The following is an 18235-nucleotide window of genomic DNA, read 5'->3' as shown; positions in this document are numbered from 1 at the left end:
CGCAATACTCCTTACAACCTAGCCACTTTCTAGAAATCATAAACGAGGCTCCTGTATACCTGGTGTTGGAGCTTTAGGACTTGCAGCTGTTGCTGAAGGTGTGGTTTGCGCTGCCACCACACGTACGGATTTATTGGTGACAATTTGATCGACCAGTTGCATGCCATTGTAACTGCGCTGCCCGCCTACTCCACCATTGGCGTCCCCGCTGATTAAACGGAAATTGACTTTTACTGCAAGCTCTGGATTTTGCTGATTTCTCCAAATCATTTCATAGCTTCCGCCACGTTGCGTTCGCTCAGCACCATCAATTAAACGATTAATACCATATTCACCAGGTGCCTCAAAAATCGTATGCGTTTTCCCATCTAAATCAATGGCTGTAATACGTGCACCTGGAATTGCTCCGGCATTTGGCCATACAAAATTCACCCATTGTTGAATACCGTTTTCATAAAGCATTCTTTGTCCATCAATATCAATGGTATAGGATAAAAACTTAGGATTTTCAATTGGGTAAAATTGAAAATTGGATTGCGCCGTAGCCGCAGGTGCAGACGAAGCTTGATTTAACGCTCCTGTTGCCATCCCATTACTTGGCGCAACATAGCTTTGAAAATTCATTACAAATTGTGGATTCAAGCTGATCCCTAAATCTTTCCACGTCTTAGAAGTCAAGGTATAACCACGACGAATAACAAGTGGATCAAGATACTCTTTGACATAACGCGCAATACTGCCATTTTCGCCAAGAATCTGGCTAATTTCATTGCTTGTTGCTTGCAGTGTCGCTGAAGAGTTAAATGGATATTTTTTACTCAGGTTCGTATTGAAAGGTTGGTAGACTTGCATAACCCATAGCTTATTCATCTCATCTTGCGCTGGGAGAATTAAACTTTCAAATGATTGTGTCAGTGGCGACATCAACAGCTTTTGGAGCAGTTTCTGATCAACCTCAGATAGGCCAACTGACATTTTTTCATCGACCAACTTCTGCGTTGTATTAAAGACAGAATTTTGCTCATTAATGGTCGACTTAACCAAACTCATCGCAGATGGCCCAATATCACCTGAGCTTTTCAAGTCATTGAATTTACTTCGAACTTGAGCTAAAGATTGCATGTATTCATCAAGCAAAGACTTATTTTGTTGATCATCACGTTTACGCACCAACTGATAAAACATTTGGAATTCTTTAGAAATCGGGCCTTGCGCTTGATTCATGACTTTAGCATCAATCTGAGTTTCATCTCGTCTTAATACTTTGCGTTTAAACCAAGCCACAAAACCTGTTTGTGGCGCTGCCAGCTCCGCCATTACGACTGGATTGTCCCAACTGGTTTCTTTCGCAACGCGATCAAAAACACTACGAATGGGTGAGTTTTCAGGCTCGCCTAAAACTTGGACAAAGCTCGCCTGTTGTCCGTAATCCTTAGCTTTGGCATAATGTATCGCACCTAAAAATTTCCGCCATTCCGCAATATATTCTTTTTTATAGAGTTCTGTGAGCTGTTTACGGATTTGATCTGGGCTACCACTAAATGATAAGTCATCCGACTGTGTGCTGTTGAGTACCCAGTCTTTGGTATCCGTAGGTCGTTTTGCAACTTCATCGATGGCTTGTTCAACATATTCTGACCATGCAGCATGTGTAAACATACCCGGTAAGGCATAACTGCCTAAGATTGCATTTTGATTGGCATCGCCAAGCATTTGCTTTATGGTTAATGCTGGATAACGGACAGCCGCACGCATTTTTAATTCATTATAAACTCGGTCTCGTGCAGGCATTCCACGAATAACAGACAGAAGAACTTGACGCGTTTGATCCACCACCAAGCTGTCTGAGCTGAGTACTGGAAATTTAGGATCGCCAACTAAAGTCATGCTATACGACAAAATTTGCTCTGCCTTTTGGATCATTTCTCCGCGCGGCATTTGACCACGATTATTATCCAACCATGAACGCCAGAAACGTGTGACTTGATCACTTAAATGACTTGCATCCATATATTGAGTATTACCCATCATTAAATAGGCTTTTAAAGCATTGTATGCATCTTGTGGATTTGCATCATTAGGCTCTAAATATTGCTGGGTTTTCGCAACAGGTGTCAGCTCTACATTTGCATGGTTTGTGCGCAATTTTTCTTCATTGCTTTTCACCCGCTGTAGATATTGGGCAATATTTTGTTGTGTTGGAATCAAGACGATTTGCTCAACACCCTTTAAATATTCTGTTTTTAGCTTCTCCTGCAGCTCATCTCCCTGATATAGACCAAAACCCAGCTTTAAAGGACGATCTTCTTCAAATTGGTCCAACTGCTGCATACGTTCCTGTAAAATCAAGAGTGCACTCAGTTGTGTAGACAACTCTTGACCCGATTGCTTTTCAAGTAAAACGACTTTGTCTAAATCGGCTTGTACGTCTGCAATCAATTGCTGATTATTCCGATAAGACCACACCCATAGACTTAGAATAATAGCTACACCAAATAAAGCGGCAACAAAGGCAATATAACGCTGACGCTTTCGGCTAGGGTTAATATGTTGTTTAACGAGGTTCTTGTCTTTGAGAATAATGTCAGAAAATAAACCTTTTAAAAAATAGCCATGGTTTTGAGAAACTGAGCGCGTTGGAATGCCATTTTCATTGTCTAAACCTTTTTGCAATAAAAAGTCTTGAGCAATTTGCTCGGTCATTGGACTTTCAATAATGCCTTCTTGCAGCGCACTGGTGAAATAAAAGCCACGGAAAACAGGTTTAAATTGATAAGGGTTATCTTCAAACAGTGTGCCGATAAATGTCTTTAACGCAGGCTTTAAGCTCTTAAACTCTAAAGGAAATGTCATGACACTTGGAGAAATATTCTGCGAATGTCGGCGGCTGAGATGTGTCGTACTGACGCCTTTTAAACCGTCATATAAAATTGAATAATGTTTTTCAAACAATTCAACAGCATTATTGGCCCCATCGGTTGTATAAGGCAGTGTTGCCCCCCAAACCTGATCAAATTCACCGACTTCATAGCATTCAAAAAACTCAGTAAAACCTGCAATCAAATCCATTTTAGAGAAGACCAAATAAACAGGCGAAAAAACCTCTAAACGCTCAGTAAGATCTTGAATTCGTGCACGTAAATTCTTTGCCAGTTTGATCGACTTTTCTGGACTGTTACTCACCAACTCAGCAATACTGACAATCACAATCAAACCATTGATTGGTGCTTTGGAGCGGTTTTTTTTCAAAATATTTAAAAAACCTAACCATTCAAAATGATCTTCCGCATAAACGGAATAACGCCCTGCAGTATCTAATAACACGCCTTCTGTTGAAAAAAACCAGTCGCAATGACGCGTTCCGCTGAGTCCAGCAGAAACTGATTTTTGATGGGTTTCTTCAAAAGGAAATTTTAAACCTGAGTTATAAATGGCCGAACTTTTACCCGCAGCAGGATTACCAATTACCATATACCATGGCAACTCGTAGAGTGCAGCATTGCCCTTTTTATCTCCCAGTTTTGATTTTCGAATCAACTGAATAGATTCTTTCATTTGTTGCTGAATCAAATGAAGTTCATCTTTGTTTTTTTGTTTGCCATATTCCGCATTGGTATCATGTGCAATGGCATCGGCAAGAGCTTCACCTTGTGCTGCATGTCGACGACGTACAATGAGTAAATAAATCCCCCACAGCATCACCCCGAATACATAACAAATCATTAAAGGCCAAAAGATTTTGGCTGGAATGACGTTATACATGGCCATTAGTGCGACAAAACCCGATATGGCCATAATGGCTTTCGGGTTGCTCACATACTGCCAAACATAACCTAAGACGTTATAAAATAAAGAATTCACAATACTCTCTTATTCTTTTTTAATTTAAATGGTTGGTTCTATAGGGATATTACTGTCTTCACACGCATGTAGAAAACAATGTGTAGACAATTGATCAGTGCTATAAATCATCGCCATCAACTCATCAGGCAAATGCATACTCAACATAAATCCAAATACTTTGGCCAAATGCTGCGTATGTCCAAAGCTTTGTTTGGTATGAATGAAGTGATGCGATTCAATCCCACTTCGATCGAAAGTTTGGTTAAGTTTTTTCATGGTTTGAATGTCTGTAATATCATCGAGCATCAGCACAAAAGGCTGAATATCTTTAAATTGTTCTAATTGCTTCATCGGTGGGGATGCAAAATGATTGGCAAGATTGGCCTCGTTTAGTGCAATCTTGAGTTGTTTTAAGGGTTTGATATCAAGTAATGGTAAAGAAGATGATGCTAAGCACCAACTAGAGGCATATTCAGCAGGCAAGTAATGGTCGGTTAACCATGTTTTTTCATCAAGCAGTTCTTGGTCAATTTCTGAATCTACATTCAGGATGAACGTGATTTCTTCTGACTGCTGAGAAATTTGCTCCAATAACAGCATCCACTCTTTATAGGCTGTTTCTTGACTGAAATAATGGTGCTCAAGATGAATTTGCTGCGTAATCATGCCCAGTGAACTTAAATAATCCTGTACGACACCACTGCTTTGTTCTTCATTCCAAGCATGTAACATCGATTCAGGCAGCAGCATATGTATATTGATACGGTTTAATTTAGCAACCTGCTGCACATCAGGTTGTTCCTCTGGTTCATTGCTATCATATTCACTCCTAGGATCAATCCATGCCGGATGCATACGATACTCATAGGCCAATTCACTATCATAAAATAAGGCAGATTGCTTTAAATGCTGTGAGATTTGCCACAATGTTTCTGCATGTTGCTCTAGTTGATGCTCGATCAGGGCTTGGATTCGCAGATGGCGCGGATGATCAACAACTTCATCATCGTCCTGATTTGTAATGACATGATCTAGTGCATGTATGCGATAAGACAGCATCGGTAAGCCATAGGCATTTTGTAATTGCGTATCGAGCTCTGGGCTTTTAAATTTTTTAATCTCGTCAAGAATCTCGTCATTTTCCCCAAAGGCACTATATGCAGACGAGGAATAAATATTCAGGTTTAACCACTGAACTTCAACAGCTCCAGCCTGTTGGTTCTCATCATCCTGATGCTGCTCTACTTGTGCTTGTTTTTGTTGCTCTTTACGCTTTTGGTGAGCTTTAATTGCACGATAAATAAATACTGGAGACCATAAAATTACGCACAGAATCAATGGAAATAGAAGTAAATAATTAAGCAGGTCTGCCCCAGTTGGGTCATACTGAATATCACGCCAGTAAAAAATGACGATTCCTGCGACAAACAACAATAAGCTGCTCAAAGTACCAATAAAGAGCTTAAGCATGTCCCATCCCCATCAATGTATAACAGGTTTCGTGATTGTGTTCGGTCGGCATCGGCATTAAAAAAGCGCCTTGTGATAAACCAATGGTCATCGTTGAACTCAGCTGAATCGGTTGAATATCCTCTTTCCTCAGGATGATTCTTAAATCCACCCCAAGCGTTGGACTCAGCCAGCTTGCAAGTAATCGTTTAAGTTTTATACTCTCAGCTTGATCGGGTAAAAATTTTAAATACTCGGTGTATGAGACGGGGCCAACTTCTATTTCAATTTTTCCATCTATTTGACGGATATTTTCTCCACAAAAGGTATTAATGCCTAATTGATTATTGCCCCCCAGTGTGCTTCTTTGTTCAGGGGACAAGCGAAAGATCTCTTCCACAAATTCTTTAATTTTAAACGGTTGCTTAAACACACAGCCCAGCATGGTTTTTAGCGCATGTGCTGTATTATTTTGCCCCTGCATTAATCCAGCGAATTCAGCAAAATAATCATCTAAGTCCTGTTGCTCATGTTGAGCACTCACATAACCATTTAGTGCATGCAAAATATCGAGGTAATGGTTTTCTTGCTCAATCTCATAGCGAATCGGTAAATGGTAAGCTAAAGAGGCGTCCACATATTGCGCCGTGAGCTTGTGATTAAATAAACCTAAAAAATGAAGTGTTTCATTCCGTTGTATACGCGCACTTTGTTTAATTTTATTGGTATAGCTATACGGTAAGGTGCCCTGAATCCCAGTTAAACCAATCATTAAGTTGGTTAAGTGAATTTTTTCTTCGTCAAGGGTCAAACTCTCAATTTCGGCATTCGGGAAATTGAGATTCAGTGAACTATGAAACTTAAACTGCTTTGCCCAATCCCCTTCTTTTTGGGCATGGGGAGCTTCCGCATGACGTAATAATCGCGTGGCCTGAATAAATTCAAAAGCGTTCGGTTGTTCAACCAGTACGTCAACTATAGAAGTGTCTTGCCACCAACGTTCTGCACGCATTGGTATAACTCCTGTTGAGATTGAGCATCTGAAATAACAACATCGACAAAACTGTTCATCTGGACTTTTAGATTAAAGACATGCGACAACAACTGACTAAAAATATACAGGCTATGTCCTCGAAACACTTTCGAATCAACCCCTAGATTTACTTTCAACCCTCGTATAAAGAGTGGGAATGGTTTTGCATCCACCATCTTTTGCTTTAATTCAAAACTAACCGACTGAATCGCATTAATAATAAGGTGGTTTTCTTTGAGCTGAGGCAGGTTATACAGTTCAAGCAATTCCTGAATATGGCTTAAAGCATCGCCCTTGGTGAGAGATAAAGTATTTAATGATAAATGCGAAATGATCCGCCATTGCTCTTTTTTATTTTGTTCAAAGTAATAGGGTTTATTCGGTCTTTTTAAAACCACAGCTCGCCGTGCCAGACTACTGTCATTCAAATTTAATATATTGTTGGCTTGGCTCAATGCCTCATGGGGTAAATCACGATTGGAGCATAATAATTGCGTACTGATAAAATCAGATTTGGTTGTTTCAGGTGATAAATGTTTTGAAATAATACTATAACCTGTTTCAACATATTTATTTTGTAGCTGTGCCGAATTCAAACTATAAAAAAACTGAGTCTCATCCTTTTGATAATGACTCATCGCAAAGAATGGATAAATGTCAAAAGTAGTTTGATCTTTATTTGACTTTTCACGAATCATTTGCATTTTAGTAATCGAATAAGTTTGATAAAACTCAGGATGATGAGCATCGGTAATTAAAGGATATTCGAGTTGTTGATGATTAATTTTTTGAGGTTCAGCCTGTTTTTTAAATAAATTGATAACTGGTACTACATATAATTTAAAGTTCGCGATATTCAACTCAGAATAATTTCGAATATTGACCTGATCATTTAAATTCAGTTTAAGATGAATCAAAATTTCAAACTGATTTTGCTCTTTTTCTAAATATTTTAACAAACCTAAGTTCATATTGAGGAAATTAAATTTTTCAGAAAAACAGAAATATTCCATCAACAGCCGGTATGCATGATGTGTATGTTGATCCAAGGGCAACAGACTTTCAGTTTCAGCAAAACCCATGATACTAAACGGATTTGTGATGTCGATGACGCGATGACCAACCTTTAATGAAAATCCTGTACTCGACTGGAACACAGCATCCAAAACTTGTAGTGGAAAATTGGATATCGCATCCAAATAAATAGGCAAATTTTCTTTTTCTAAAATTCGATGTGCCTGATTAAAAATATTAAATCCTAAGCTAAGCGTTGCATTTTGATTTAAATGCATATGCGCACTAGGATTGGTTTTAAAATTGAGATGACTAAGTTCAATGGGTAATAACTTTAGTTCTTGTGTGGTGCTAAATTCACACTGTACACCTTTAAAACTTCTTGATTTTATTGCAGTATTTTTAGGAATAAGATGAGCTTCAGTTAATTGTTTACACTTATTTAGGTCTTCAAAACTGACCACAGTACATGCAGGAAATGGTTTGAGGTATTGAGGGAACATCACCTCAAACAAAGACCGAGTAAAGATGTCGTAACTGTCCGCCAGTTTCTTATCGATTCTTGCTGCAATTAAAGAAAAGGACTGAATTAAGCGTTCTATATGTGGATCATCTACTTGCTCTTGGTTTAAGGATAAACGCTGAGCGATTTTTGGATATTTTTGCGAAAACTCACGGGACTGCTGCCCAAATTCTTGTAATTGTTTTTCGTAGTACGGTAATAATTCTTCAATCACAAATCAGCCCCATTAAGCTCTTGCAGAAATAACATATTGTTGTGTTGTCGGTTTGAGCAAAGCATCAAAAATCACGGGTTCATATAAAGGATGAATATTTAAATAGGCTTGAATACTCAAACACAACGCCCCCATATTCTGTCCATCAAGCAACATTTCGACTTTGATTTGTTTCAGTCTCGGCTCATGTGCAGTAATAGACGCTGCAATCGACTGGCAAATTTTATCGCGATCGGTCGGATTTGCAGTCGATAATCCAACAAAATCAATGATTCCAAATTGAACAATGGACTTTTTCACCAACGGAAAAGCATCAATTGAATCATTAAAATTCGCCATACGACTGTTCAACAAATCTTCTAAGTCGGTCGCGACGGATTCACGTAGCTCCTGAAGAGACATCCCCAATCGGTCCTGTTCAGTGGTCGGTAGTAATCGGTCAAATAGCGTTTTTCTAAACCCATAGGGATAAAGCTGATCTAGATTCATGTTGATTAAAATCATCTCGCATAAATAAAGGCCAACGTTGGTTAGCCTTTATTTTTTCAGTTATTTTTATGCAGCGTATGATGCAGTATTGTTTGATAGAGACCATTTCTTGGTCACAGCACCTTTTTGTGTGCCATTAATATCTTGCTGGTTATACGTCCATTCCACAGCAGCATATTTCAAACCAAACCCTTCAAGCGGAACACCTTCCTCACTTACTGTTGGCGTAACACTTGAAACCAAAACATGCTTCAATTTAATTTGTAGATACTTGATGCGCTTATCGCCATTTGCACGATAAAAATCAATTTGTACTTCATCAAAGGTATAACCCGCTGAACATGCTTCCCAAAGTTTTGGACTGGTTGCATCCAAATCTTTAACAAACAGCATATCAGAATGTTCAACACGTTCCGCTGTATGACCACCAACACTTGATGATGTTGCAGACTTTGGCTGACGAATATTGTGTGACCAAGAGTTCACCTCTAACCAGCCTTGGTGCTCTGTATCACGTGACTCGCCATCGACCTTATATTTACCTCTGAACTGTACGTATATGTCTTTCATTTGTAATCTTTTCCTATTCTAAAGTTATTATGTGTTGGCACTCAAATTAGTTTGAGGACTGAGGTAACTCAGTAACAAGTCGCAGTGATACTGACAACTCATCCAACTGGAAATGTGGTCTTAAGAAAACCACAGATTTGTAGTGCCCCGGTTGTGCTGGGTTCTCTACAACTTTGACAGATGCTTCACGCAGCGGATATTGCGCTTTCGCCTCTTGTGAAGCCCCGTCATCAAGCAAAATATATTGAGCCAACCACTCATTTAAAAATGTTTCAATGTTTCCAGCCGAAGCAAAACTTCCGACTTTATCGCGCATCATGGCTTTTAAATAATGTGCAATACGTGAAACGGCCATAATGTACTGAATTTGGCTAGATAAAGCAGAGTTCGCATTGGCAGAATCGCTATTATACTTTTTAGGTTTCTGCGTCGATTGCGCACCAAAAAATGCTGCATAATCCGTGTTTTTACAATGTACTAAAGGAATAAAGCCAAGATCACTGAGTTCTTTTTCACGACGGTCGGTGATGGCAATTTCAGTTGGACATTTAAAGACCACTTCACCATCACTGGTTTTAAAGGTATGAACAGGTAATCCCTCTACCAAACCACCACCTTCAACACCACGAATGGCAGCACACCAACCATGCATATCAAAAGCATTGGTCAAACGCGTACCAAAAGCATAGGCTGCATTCATCCACAAATATTCATCATGATTTTGCCCAGAGACTTCTTCCACAAAGTTAAAGCCTTCAGTCGCTGTACCTTCCTTAGGGTGATAAGGCAGACGCCCCAATACACGTGGCATTGTTAATGCAACATAGCGCGCATCATCACTTTCTCGGAAAGAACGCCACTGGACATATTCAGCGGTTTCAAAAATTTTGGATACTTCACGCGGACGGTCAATATCCGTAAAGGATTCCAATCCGAGGATGTTGGCATCTGCTGCAGAAATAAAAGGTGCATGTGCAGCTGCAGCAACATGTGAAATTTGTTCCAGCAAATACATGTCTGAAGGTGTACGATCAAACTCAAAATCGCCAATTAATGTGGCATATGGCGCACCACCAAATGACCCATATTCTTCTTCATAGATCTTTTTAAACAATGTACTTTGATCAAAGTCCGTTGCGCCTTGAAAATCCTTGATTAATTCTTTCTTCGTTGTATTCAACATACGAATCTTAATCAATGGATTAGATGGCGTTTCTTGGCAAAAGTAATATAAACCGCGCCATGTCGATTCAATTTTTTGAAATTGTTCATCATGGATAATTTTACTGAGCTGCGTCGAAATGAGCGCATCAATTTCAGCAATACGCTTATCAATCGATAATGTCATATTTTCTGAAACAGTAATCGTCCCCGCCATCACTTCTTTAGCAAGTTCGCCAATTAAACTTTTCGCTCGATCATGCTCTTCTTCATTTCGAGCAATTCGACTACGTTCAACGATTGAATCTAAAAGCGTAAATTCTTCAGTAGTATCTTGAGCAACTGCAGCGGATTGGGCATTATTCATTTTCAGCCTCCACACTCATTTTGCGTACTTGATCTGTATTTTGCAGAACTTGATCAAGTAGATCTTCTAAGCGCTCATTATTCGAAATTTTGTTACGCAAATCAGTTAAACGTTCACGAGCTTCCACTAATTTTCTCAATGGATCCACTTGCTGAACCACATTTTCAGGACGAAAATCTTCCATCGACTTAAACGTCAAATCAACAGACATACGTCCACCTTCTTCAGTCAATGTATTTTCAACTTGATAGGCTGCACGTGGTGCTAAAGACTCCATGACTTCATCAATGTTTTCCAAATCAACATTAATAAATTTTTTGTCTTTGAGCTTGGTTTTTTCTATTTCAGATGCCGCTGAGAAATCACCTAAAACACCAACAACAAATGGTAATTCCTTAATTTCTTTAGCATCACCAACTTCAACATCATAAGTCAGTTGTACCCGAGGTGGTCGAATACGCTGTAACTTTTTTTGGACGCTTTCACGTTTAGCCATATGAAAATCCTGTTTTTTATTATTTCAAAAATGAAAGTTTTTAAAGTGAATTGAAGGGATTTGTATTCGGTTTGCTCGCCACTTCTGTTGATTGTACTTTCTCAACTTTTTTGGGTTTTGCCACCTGAGCCGTTGTTTTCTTTGTGGTTTGTTTGGTTGAACTCGCAGTCTTACGCGTGGTTTTCTTTGGTGCTTTGATCACCACAGCCTTTGCATCACTCGTATCTGGCGCAGGCAAAGAATTACGAACGAGATTAGACAGCTCTTTGGCAGGCGGATAGGTTAAATCTGTAGATAAATAGCGCATTTCTTCTTGACGCATATGGTTTAACGCCGTATTTGCAATCGAAACGCCAGCTAAAAACCGAGTATCTGTTAATGATGTATGATTAATATTTCGCGCATTTAACTCTTCAACCAGTTGAAGTGCTTTATAACTTTTCCCAAGTTCTTGATATCGACTAGCAGCTTGAACCAATAATTTATTTTTTAGCTCATCATTTTTTTTATTTTTACTATCGCAAATCTGTGCATATAAATTTAGTAAATCATGATCAGTTTCACCATTTACCAATGGGTAATTTTTAATACACTTATTTTTTAAACTAATACCCTCTTCTACCGCTGCAAAAGCAAATGGTGTCGCCGTTAATAAAACGAATGTAGGTAAAATTAAATAATATTTTTTCAAAACTTGCCTCAAACCTTTATGAATAAAAATTAAAATTATTATCAGTAACTTCGATTTAAAATATACACACCCTAGGTAAATACTTTCTGCTTATATAATGCGCTTGGATTTAACAAAAATATGGCACCTAAAGTCAAGGTAAAAAATGTTACTCAAAAGTAACTGTGTTTGCTTTTTGTAATATATCTTCTTTTTTATCTAAATTTCATTTGTGTATTATGATGGCATATATATAAAATACCCGCCAAATAGCATTTATAATGGCTTGTAAAATGCTAATTTATAAATAATTTTATATTTACACTAAAAACACAGATAGCCATTGGCATATTTGTCTTGTAAAAACTTTGCTATAAAGCATGACTGAGTTACATATGAATAACCTTAAAATATTAATTAAGAAGCTATCTAATCATGCGCGTGTTGCTCTAGAGAAGTCTGCAAATAGTTGTATTAATCAACAAAATTATGAAATCGAAATTGAGCATTTTTTTCTTGAATTATTAGAACAACAAGAGCCAAATGATCTCCACTTATTGGTTGAAAAATATAAAATTTCCCATGATTTTTTAGTTAAGGATTTACAACTCAGTCTTTCCCAGTTGCCTAAAGGAAATACTCGCACCCCGATATTTGCTCAATCCATTATTCGTTTATTGGAGCAAGCGTGGTTACTTGCTTCAGCCGAACAAAATCCTGTCATTCGAACAGGTCATATTTTGGTAGCACTTTTAACAGCACCAGATTTGCATCAAATGGCATTACGCGCTTCGGGCCAATTTGAACTGTTCCCGATCGATACAATGAAGCATAAATTTTTAGACCTATGCTCAAACAGTATCGAACAAGATGTTTTACAGGAAACAGCACCAAGCGAAAGCACTGAGCCTGCACAGCATTTGGCTAAAAACAAAACGCCAGCACTTGATCAATATACAATTAACCTGACCCAAAAGGCACAAAGTGGCCTTATCGACCCCGTTATTGGTCGTGAGTTTGAAATACGTTTAATGCTCGATATCCTAATGCGTCGACGCCAAAATAACCCCATTTTAACTGGTGAACCGGGTGTAGGAAAAACGGCTGTCGTTGAAGGTTTGGCATTAAAAATTGTGAACAACCAAGTGCCTGATGCTTTAAAAAATGTTCAACTGCATACGCTTGATATGGGACTATTGCAAGCAGGTGCCAGTGTAAAAGGTGAATTTGAAAATCGCTTGAAACAAGTGATTCAAGAGGTTCAGTCTGCCACTCATCCTATAATTTTATTTATTGATGAAGCACATACTTTGATTGGTGCGGGAGGTCAAGCAGGCCAAAATGATGCTGCCAATCTATTAAAACCCGCACTGGCTCGTGGTGAGTTACGTACCATTGCAGCAACCACATGGGCTGAATATAAACAATATTTTGAAAAAGATGCAGCGCTCAGTCGACGCTTTCAAGTCGTTAAAGTTGAAGAACCAACCGAAGATGTCGCCATCGATATGTTACGTGCCATGTTACCAGTCATGGCCAATCATTTTAATTTAAATATTGATGATGAAGCTATCATCACAGCCGTACATTCTTCGCATCGTTATATTAGTGGCCGCCAACTCCCAGACAAAGCGATTAGCGTACTCGATACAGCCGCAGCGCGTGTAGCACTCACTCAAAACGCACAACCTGTGAAGTTAGATCAGATGCTTGCTCAACAACATAATCTCAAACTTGAATATGAGATTTTAGAAAATGAACATAAAAATTTGCCGATTCATCATGAGCGCCTACATGATCTAAAGCAAAAACTAGTGCAGCTTGAGTGTGAAATTGAACACACTCAAGCGCAATGGCAAAAAGAAAGAGCGCTTGTTGAACAGATAAAACAACGCCAACAAGATACAACGGTTCACAACGATCAAAAAGAGATTGCTGCGCTTCGTGAAGAATTAAGCAATGTACAAGGCCAGAATCCCTTAGTGTTTGAGCGTGTTAATGCACAAATCATTAATGAAATTATTTCAGACTGGACCGGTATTCCTGTGGGTAATATGGTGAACGATGAAATAAAACAAATTCTCAGCCTAGAAAGCAAACTGGCTGAGCGTGTTATGGGACAAGACTCTGCCCTACATCAACTGGTTCAGGGAATTAAAACATCTAAAGCAAAATTGGATGATCCCAATAAACCGCAAGGCGTGTTCATGTTGGTGGGTCCAAGTGGTGTCGGTAAAACCGAAACCGCGCTTGCGCTGGCGAATGAGCTTTATGGTGGAGAATCCCACCTAATCACTATTAATATGTCTGAATATCAAGAAGCACATACCGTTTCTTCTTTAAAAGGTGCTCCACCTGGATATGTGGGATATGGTCAAGGTGGTGTGCTGACTGAAGCCGTTCGCCGCAATCCTTATAGTGTGGTTTTATTGGATGAAATTGAAAAAGCACACAACGATGTTCAAGAACTCTTTTATCAAGTTTTTGACAAAGGTACGCTTGAAGATGGCGAAGGTCGAGTCATCGACTTTAAGAATACCACCATTATTTTGACCTCGAATGTAGGTTCGAATACCATTATGCAGGCGTGTTTGAATCAACCGATTGATACATGGCCAACCGCGGAAAGCTTAGCAGAGCAGTTAAAACCAAGTTTATATAAACAATTTAAACCTGCTTTTTTAGGGCGCATGCGTATCGTTCCCTATTTCCCACTGCATGATGATTTACTGATTCAAATTATCCATCATAAAATCAAGAAAATAACCTCTCGCCTTGAGAAGCAGTACCAAACCAAAGTTCAATATTCAGAGGAATTGGTAGAACTGTTATTAAGTCGCTGCACGGAAGTCGATAGCGGTGCACGAAATGTTGATCACATTTTGAATGCCAGTATATTGCCTGCTTTAGCCACAGAAATATTGATGGCTTTGGCAGTAGACAATTTGCCTAAAGTCATTCAGATTGATGTCAAAGATGATGAAATTACGTATGTTTTAGACCCTGTCGAAAAGACCACGGCTAAAAAGAAACGACATCCTGCTAAAAATAAAGCGAATCAAGTTTAATAGAATATAGAGTGTAAAATTATGAGCTTAGAAATCGAGTCTTTATTGTCTCCTATCTCAAGCGATCAACCATGTGGACAAGACTTGTCTTTTTCCAATGAATTCCACGCTATCAAAATTGCAAAAACTCAGGATGATCCACTACTCGATCAAGGCGACTGGGTCGCTGAACCTAAGCAAGCAGACTGGCATTTCGTTGAACAAAAATCTATCGAGCTGCTCACGGGAAAATCAAAAGATTTACGCTTAATGGGCTGGTTACTTGAAGCGTGGTCAAATTTATACGGATTCGAAGGCACCGCAAAAGCCTTAGAGCTTATGCATCGAACGCTAAATGAGTATTGGACACAACTTCATCCTGAAATTGAAGAAGAAGATTTAGATCAACGTCTAGGTTTGTTGCAAGGTTCCATTAATCATTTGATTCCACTGATTAAACAAGTCGCTATCGTGAATGTTCCTGCATTTTCACTCAGCGATTATGAAGCCTTACTGAGACAAAAAAATCATTTGTTGAAACAAGTAGAAAGTTATACGGAGGATGCCAATAGCTCTCAAATTTTGGAACAGTTTGAGCTGAGCTTGTTCAACACATCAAAATCATTTCAATATCAGAACTATCAACATTTTTCGGCGATTCTGGCTGAATGGTCAATTTTGAAAAGTGTGTTAGATACCTTAATGGGCTTAGATGCACCAAGCTTTGCTGCTATTGATACTCAGCTTGAAAACATCCACACCAGTTTAAAAAAGCTCTATAAAACCGATGTTTTTACCCAACCTGTAATGGCGACACATACGTCTGAGTCTTCTGCTGCCACAACGATAACAACACAGACACTTTCATTTACTCAGCACAAAGAACAAGAGATTGACATGAACATCGTCCATCCATCCAAAGGCTTTCAGGTTCAACCGCAAAATCACTTAGCAAACCGTGAACAAGCCATGCGGGTATTACAAGAAATTTCTGACTATTTCCAAGCTAATGAACCGCATAGTCCAGTAAGTTATATGTTACAAAAAACCATCAAGTGGAGTCAGATGCCACTACATGAATGGTTAAATCAAGTCATTAAAAACGAAAATCCACTGCATAACGTCCAAGAACTACTGGGCGTACAACAAGCAAATGAATCAAACGATTGGTAATCTAAATGTTTAAAGCAGAAAAAATACTTTGGGGTGAAGGTCTATTTTTACGCCCTCAACATTTTCAATTACAAGATGCGTATCATGAACAACGTCTGAATCATACCATTCGTTCCACGATTCCATTTGCCTATGGCATTCAAAATATTCAATTTGATGAGGCACAGTTACACACACATATCTTGGCACTCGAAAGTATTAGTATGATTTGGCAAGATGGTGAAATCTATCAAGCGCCGACACGTGATTTACTGCCAGAGCCAGTGTTATTAGATGAACTGAATTTACGTGGCGAAATCTTGGTTTATTTGGCTTTGCCGATTGTACAAGCCAATAAGAAAAATGTGAGCGCTGAAAATAGTGCGCAGTTCGGTCGCTACCACTCTTATCTGACCTCAACCCACGATTTATTTACAGATGCAATTGCAGCAGATATCACCTTATTGCGCCGCCGTGCAGAGTTTCGCTTGTTAGAGGCGAACGTAGAACCGAATCAAGAGCTGGATGGTTTTTTGTATTTAGCTTTAGCAAAAATTAAACGTCAAAGCTCAGGTCAATTTGAATTTGATCGTCATTTTATTCCGCCTATCTTGCATATTGAATCTTCTGAAAATCTTATCTCGAGTTTGAAACGCAGTTTAAATGTTATCAAAGCGAAAATTAAAACCATTCAAAGTAATAATCGAGAAAACGAGCAAAAACTGATTGAATTTCGCTCTGGCGACATTGTGTCATTTTGGCTGGTTAATGCACTCAACACAGCACACGCGACGTTGAATCATTTATTGCAATACCCGCATATCCATCCAGAGCGGCTATTCTTTGAATTATTACGTTTGACTGGCTCATTGCTGACTTTTTCAACGGCTCATGAGGTTGATCATTTACCTCGCTACCAACATCATAATTTACAAGAAAGTTTTAGTCAGCTCGATTTCATTCTACGTGAGTTATTAGATACGATTATTTCAAACCGCTACATCAGTATCCAACTCAAAGAAACACGACCATCCTATTGGTTAGGCAGTTTAGAGTCAGATAAAATCACCCGAGATTCAAGACTTTACTTGGCTGTTTCAAGCAGCATGATGCAAAGCCACGAACTGATTCAATTGGTTCCATTGCGCTTTAAAGTGGGCAATACCGTAGATGTGGAACAACGTGTCATCGCTGCACTCCCTGCAGTTCCTTTGCATCATTTAATGCAGGTTCCAACTGCTATTCCAGTGCGATCTGGTGTGAGTTACTTTGAAATTGAACCGAATAATGACTTATACCAACGCATGTTGGATGCCGAGTCGATTTGTATTTATATTCCAGCGGGTTTCCAAGATATTGCTGTTGAATTGATTGCTGTGATGAATGGCTAAGGAAATGAATCATGAATAATGCCCCTTCACTTTTTGATGATGGACAAATTGGAACTGGTTCAATTACTCAGCCCATGACCGCCAAAGTCACCAGTACAACCAACTTGGTTGACTTACTCCATGATGGTTTTTATATTGTATTTTTATTAAAAAACAAATATATACCGAGTAGTTCGACTGAATTTCGTGAAAAAATTCTTGTCCTACTCAACCGTTTTGAAAACCAAGCTCGAAAATTACAATTTTCATCAGATGACATTCAAGATGCTAAATATGCTTACTGTGCATTATTAGATGAAACCATTGTGACTCAGCAAGATGCACAATTTTTCGAGCTACAAAATAGTTGGTTAATCAGTCCCTTACAGCTTAGTTTATTTGGCTCGCAACTTGCGGGTTATCGTTTTTTTGAAATTTTAGAAGAGTTACGCCGTAAAGGAAATAGTCGATTAGCCGCACTTGAAGTTTATCATTACTGCATGCTCCTGGGTTTTCATGGTAGATATCGCATTGAATCTATAGAAAATTTAAACCATTTGGTCGCACGTGTGGGCGATGAAATTGACTATTTGAAAGGAAAAAAGGCTGCCTTTTCTCCTTTTGCATCGCTCCCCGATCAAATTAAACACATGATTCACCGTGAGCTTCCTTTTTACTGGATTTTACTTTTTCTAATCCTATTCGCGCTCTTATCCTTTGCAGGCTTGCGCTATATGTTATCAAAGCAAAGTACGAATTCTTTGGCCACATATGAAAATGTCATTTCTACGCCAACAGAACAGGCACATATTACTATTCATTTACCCTAAGAACTAA

The 18235-nt window shown here is 38.8% G+C and carries 13 protein-coding genes; 4 read left to right on the top strand and 9 right to left on the bottom strand.

The annotated features are described in order from the left end of the window. Positions 1–36: 36 nt before the first annotated feature. From tssM to ACFN7Z_RS08320, 9 genes are all read right to left on the bottom strand, one after another. A complete protein-coding gene (gene tssM / locus ACFN7Z_RS08360) occupies positions 37–3795 on the bottom strand; it encodes a type VI secretion system membrane subunit TssM (RefSeq protein ID WP_171293180.1) in 3759 nt (1252 codons plus the stop codon). Between the two features lie 90 nt (positions 3796–3885). Then, the gene (locus tag ACFN7Z_RS08355) at positions 3886–5313 is read right to left on the bottom strand and encodes a hypothetical protein (RefSeq protein ID WP_094148603.1); all 1428 of its coding nucleotides are present in this window, start codon (positions 5311–5313) and stop codon (positions 3886–3888) included. Continuing rightward, positions 5306–6304, bottom strand: coding sequence for a type VI secretion system baseplate subunit TssG (gene tssG / locus ACFN7Z_RS08350; protein WP_094148604.1), 999 nt, complete (start codon positions 6302–6304; stop codon positions 5306–5308). Before tssG ends, ACFN7Z_RS08355 begins: the two co-directional genes overlap by 8 nt. After that, the gene (gene tssF / locus ACFN7Z_RS08345) at positions 6268–8076 is read right to left on the bottom strand and encodes a type VI secretion system baseplate subunit TssF (RefSeq protein WP_010326722.1); all 1809 of its coding nucleotides are present in this window, start codon (positions 8074–8076) and stop codon (positions 6268–6270) included. Before tssF ends, tssG begins: the two co-directional genes overlap by 37 nt. A 12-nt stretch (positions 8077–8088) precedes the next feature. Continuing rightward, positions 8089–8565 carry a type VI secretion system baseplate subunit TssE gene (gene tssE, locus ACFN7Z_RS08340; protein WP_010326723.1) on the bottom strand — a complete coding sequence of 159 codons (477 nt, stop codon included), beginning with the start codon at positions 8563–8565 and terminating at the stop codon, positions 8089–8091. Between the two features lie 66 nt (positions 8566–8631). Beyond that, positions 8632–9135 carry a type VI secretion system tube protein Hcp gene (locus tag ACFN7Z_RS08335; protein WP_004693082.1) on the bottom strand — a complete coding sequence of 168 codons (504 nt, stop codon included), beginning with the start codon at positions 9133–9135 and terminating at the stop codon, positions 8632–8634. Between the two features lie 46 nt (positions 9136–9181). Beyond that, positions 9182–10663 carry a type VI secretion system contractile sheath large subunit gene (tssC, locus tag ACFN7Z_RS08330; RefSeq protein ID WP_004693079.1) on the bottom strand — a complete coding sequence of 494 codons (1482 nt, stop codon included), beginning with the start codon at positions 10661–10663 and terminating at the stop codon, positions 9182–9184. After that, positions 10656–11159 (bottom strand): type VI secretion system contractile sheath small subunit, encoded by a 504-nt coding sequence (gene tssB / locus ACFN7Z_RS08325; protein ID WP_004979583.1) that lies wholly within the window; start codon positions 11157–11159, stop codon positions 10656–10658. The genes tssC and tssB overlap by 8 nt, the downstream gene beginning before the upstream one ends. A 40-nt stretch (positions 11160–11199) precedes the next feature. Then, complete coding sequence (locus ACFN7Z_RS08320; protein WP_094148605.1) at positions 11200–11850, bottom strand: hypothetical protein; 651 nt, start codon at positions 11848–11850, stop codon at positions 11200–11202. Positions 11851–12209: 359 nt separating this feature from the next. On the opposite strand from ACFN7Z_RS08320, the gene tssH reads away from it, so the two are divergent. The 4 genes from tssH to icmH are packed head-to-tail and all read left to right on the top strand — an operon-like array spanning position 12210 to position 18228. Further along, positions 12210–14897, top strand: a complete 2688-nt coding sequence (gene tssH / locus ACFN7Z_RS08315; RefSeq protein WP_372239164.1) for a type VI secretion system ATPase TssH — start codon at positions 12210–12212, stop codon at positions 14895–14897. A gap of 21 nt (positions 14898–14918) precedes the next feature. Beyond that, positions 14919–16049: a type VI secretion system protein TssA gene (gene tssA / locus ACFN7Z_RS08310; protein ID WP_094148606.1), complete on the top strand. Its 1131-nt coding sequence runs from the start codon at positions 14919–14921 to the stop codon at positions 16047–16049. 5 nt (positions 16050–16054) lie between these two features. Next, entirely contained in the window at positions 16055–17419 is a 1365-nt protein-coding gene (gene tssK / locus ACFN7Z_RS08305) for a type VI secretion system baseplate subunit TssK (protein ID WP_094148607.1), read from the top strand. An 11-nt stretch (positions 17420–17430) separates the two neighbouring features. After that, positions 17431–18228, top strand: a complete 798-nt coding sequence (gene icmH, locus ACFN7Z_RS08300; RefSeq protein WP_005399426.1) for a type IVB secretion system protein IcmH/DotU — start codon at positions 17431–17433, stop codon at positions 18226–18228. The last annotated feature ends 7 nt before the right edge of the window (positions 18229–18235 follow it).

The sequence above is a fragment of the Acinetobacter sp. P1332 genome (assembly GCF_044057475.1).
Taxonomy (GTDB): Bacteria; Pseudomonadota; Gammaproteobacteria; order Pseudomonadales; family Moraxellaceae; genus Acinetobacter; species Acinetobacter johnsonii.
The sequence above is the reverse complement of the archived record's forward strand: the minus strand, read 5'-3'. Positions and strand labels throughout refer to the sequence as shown.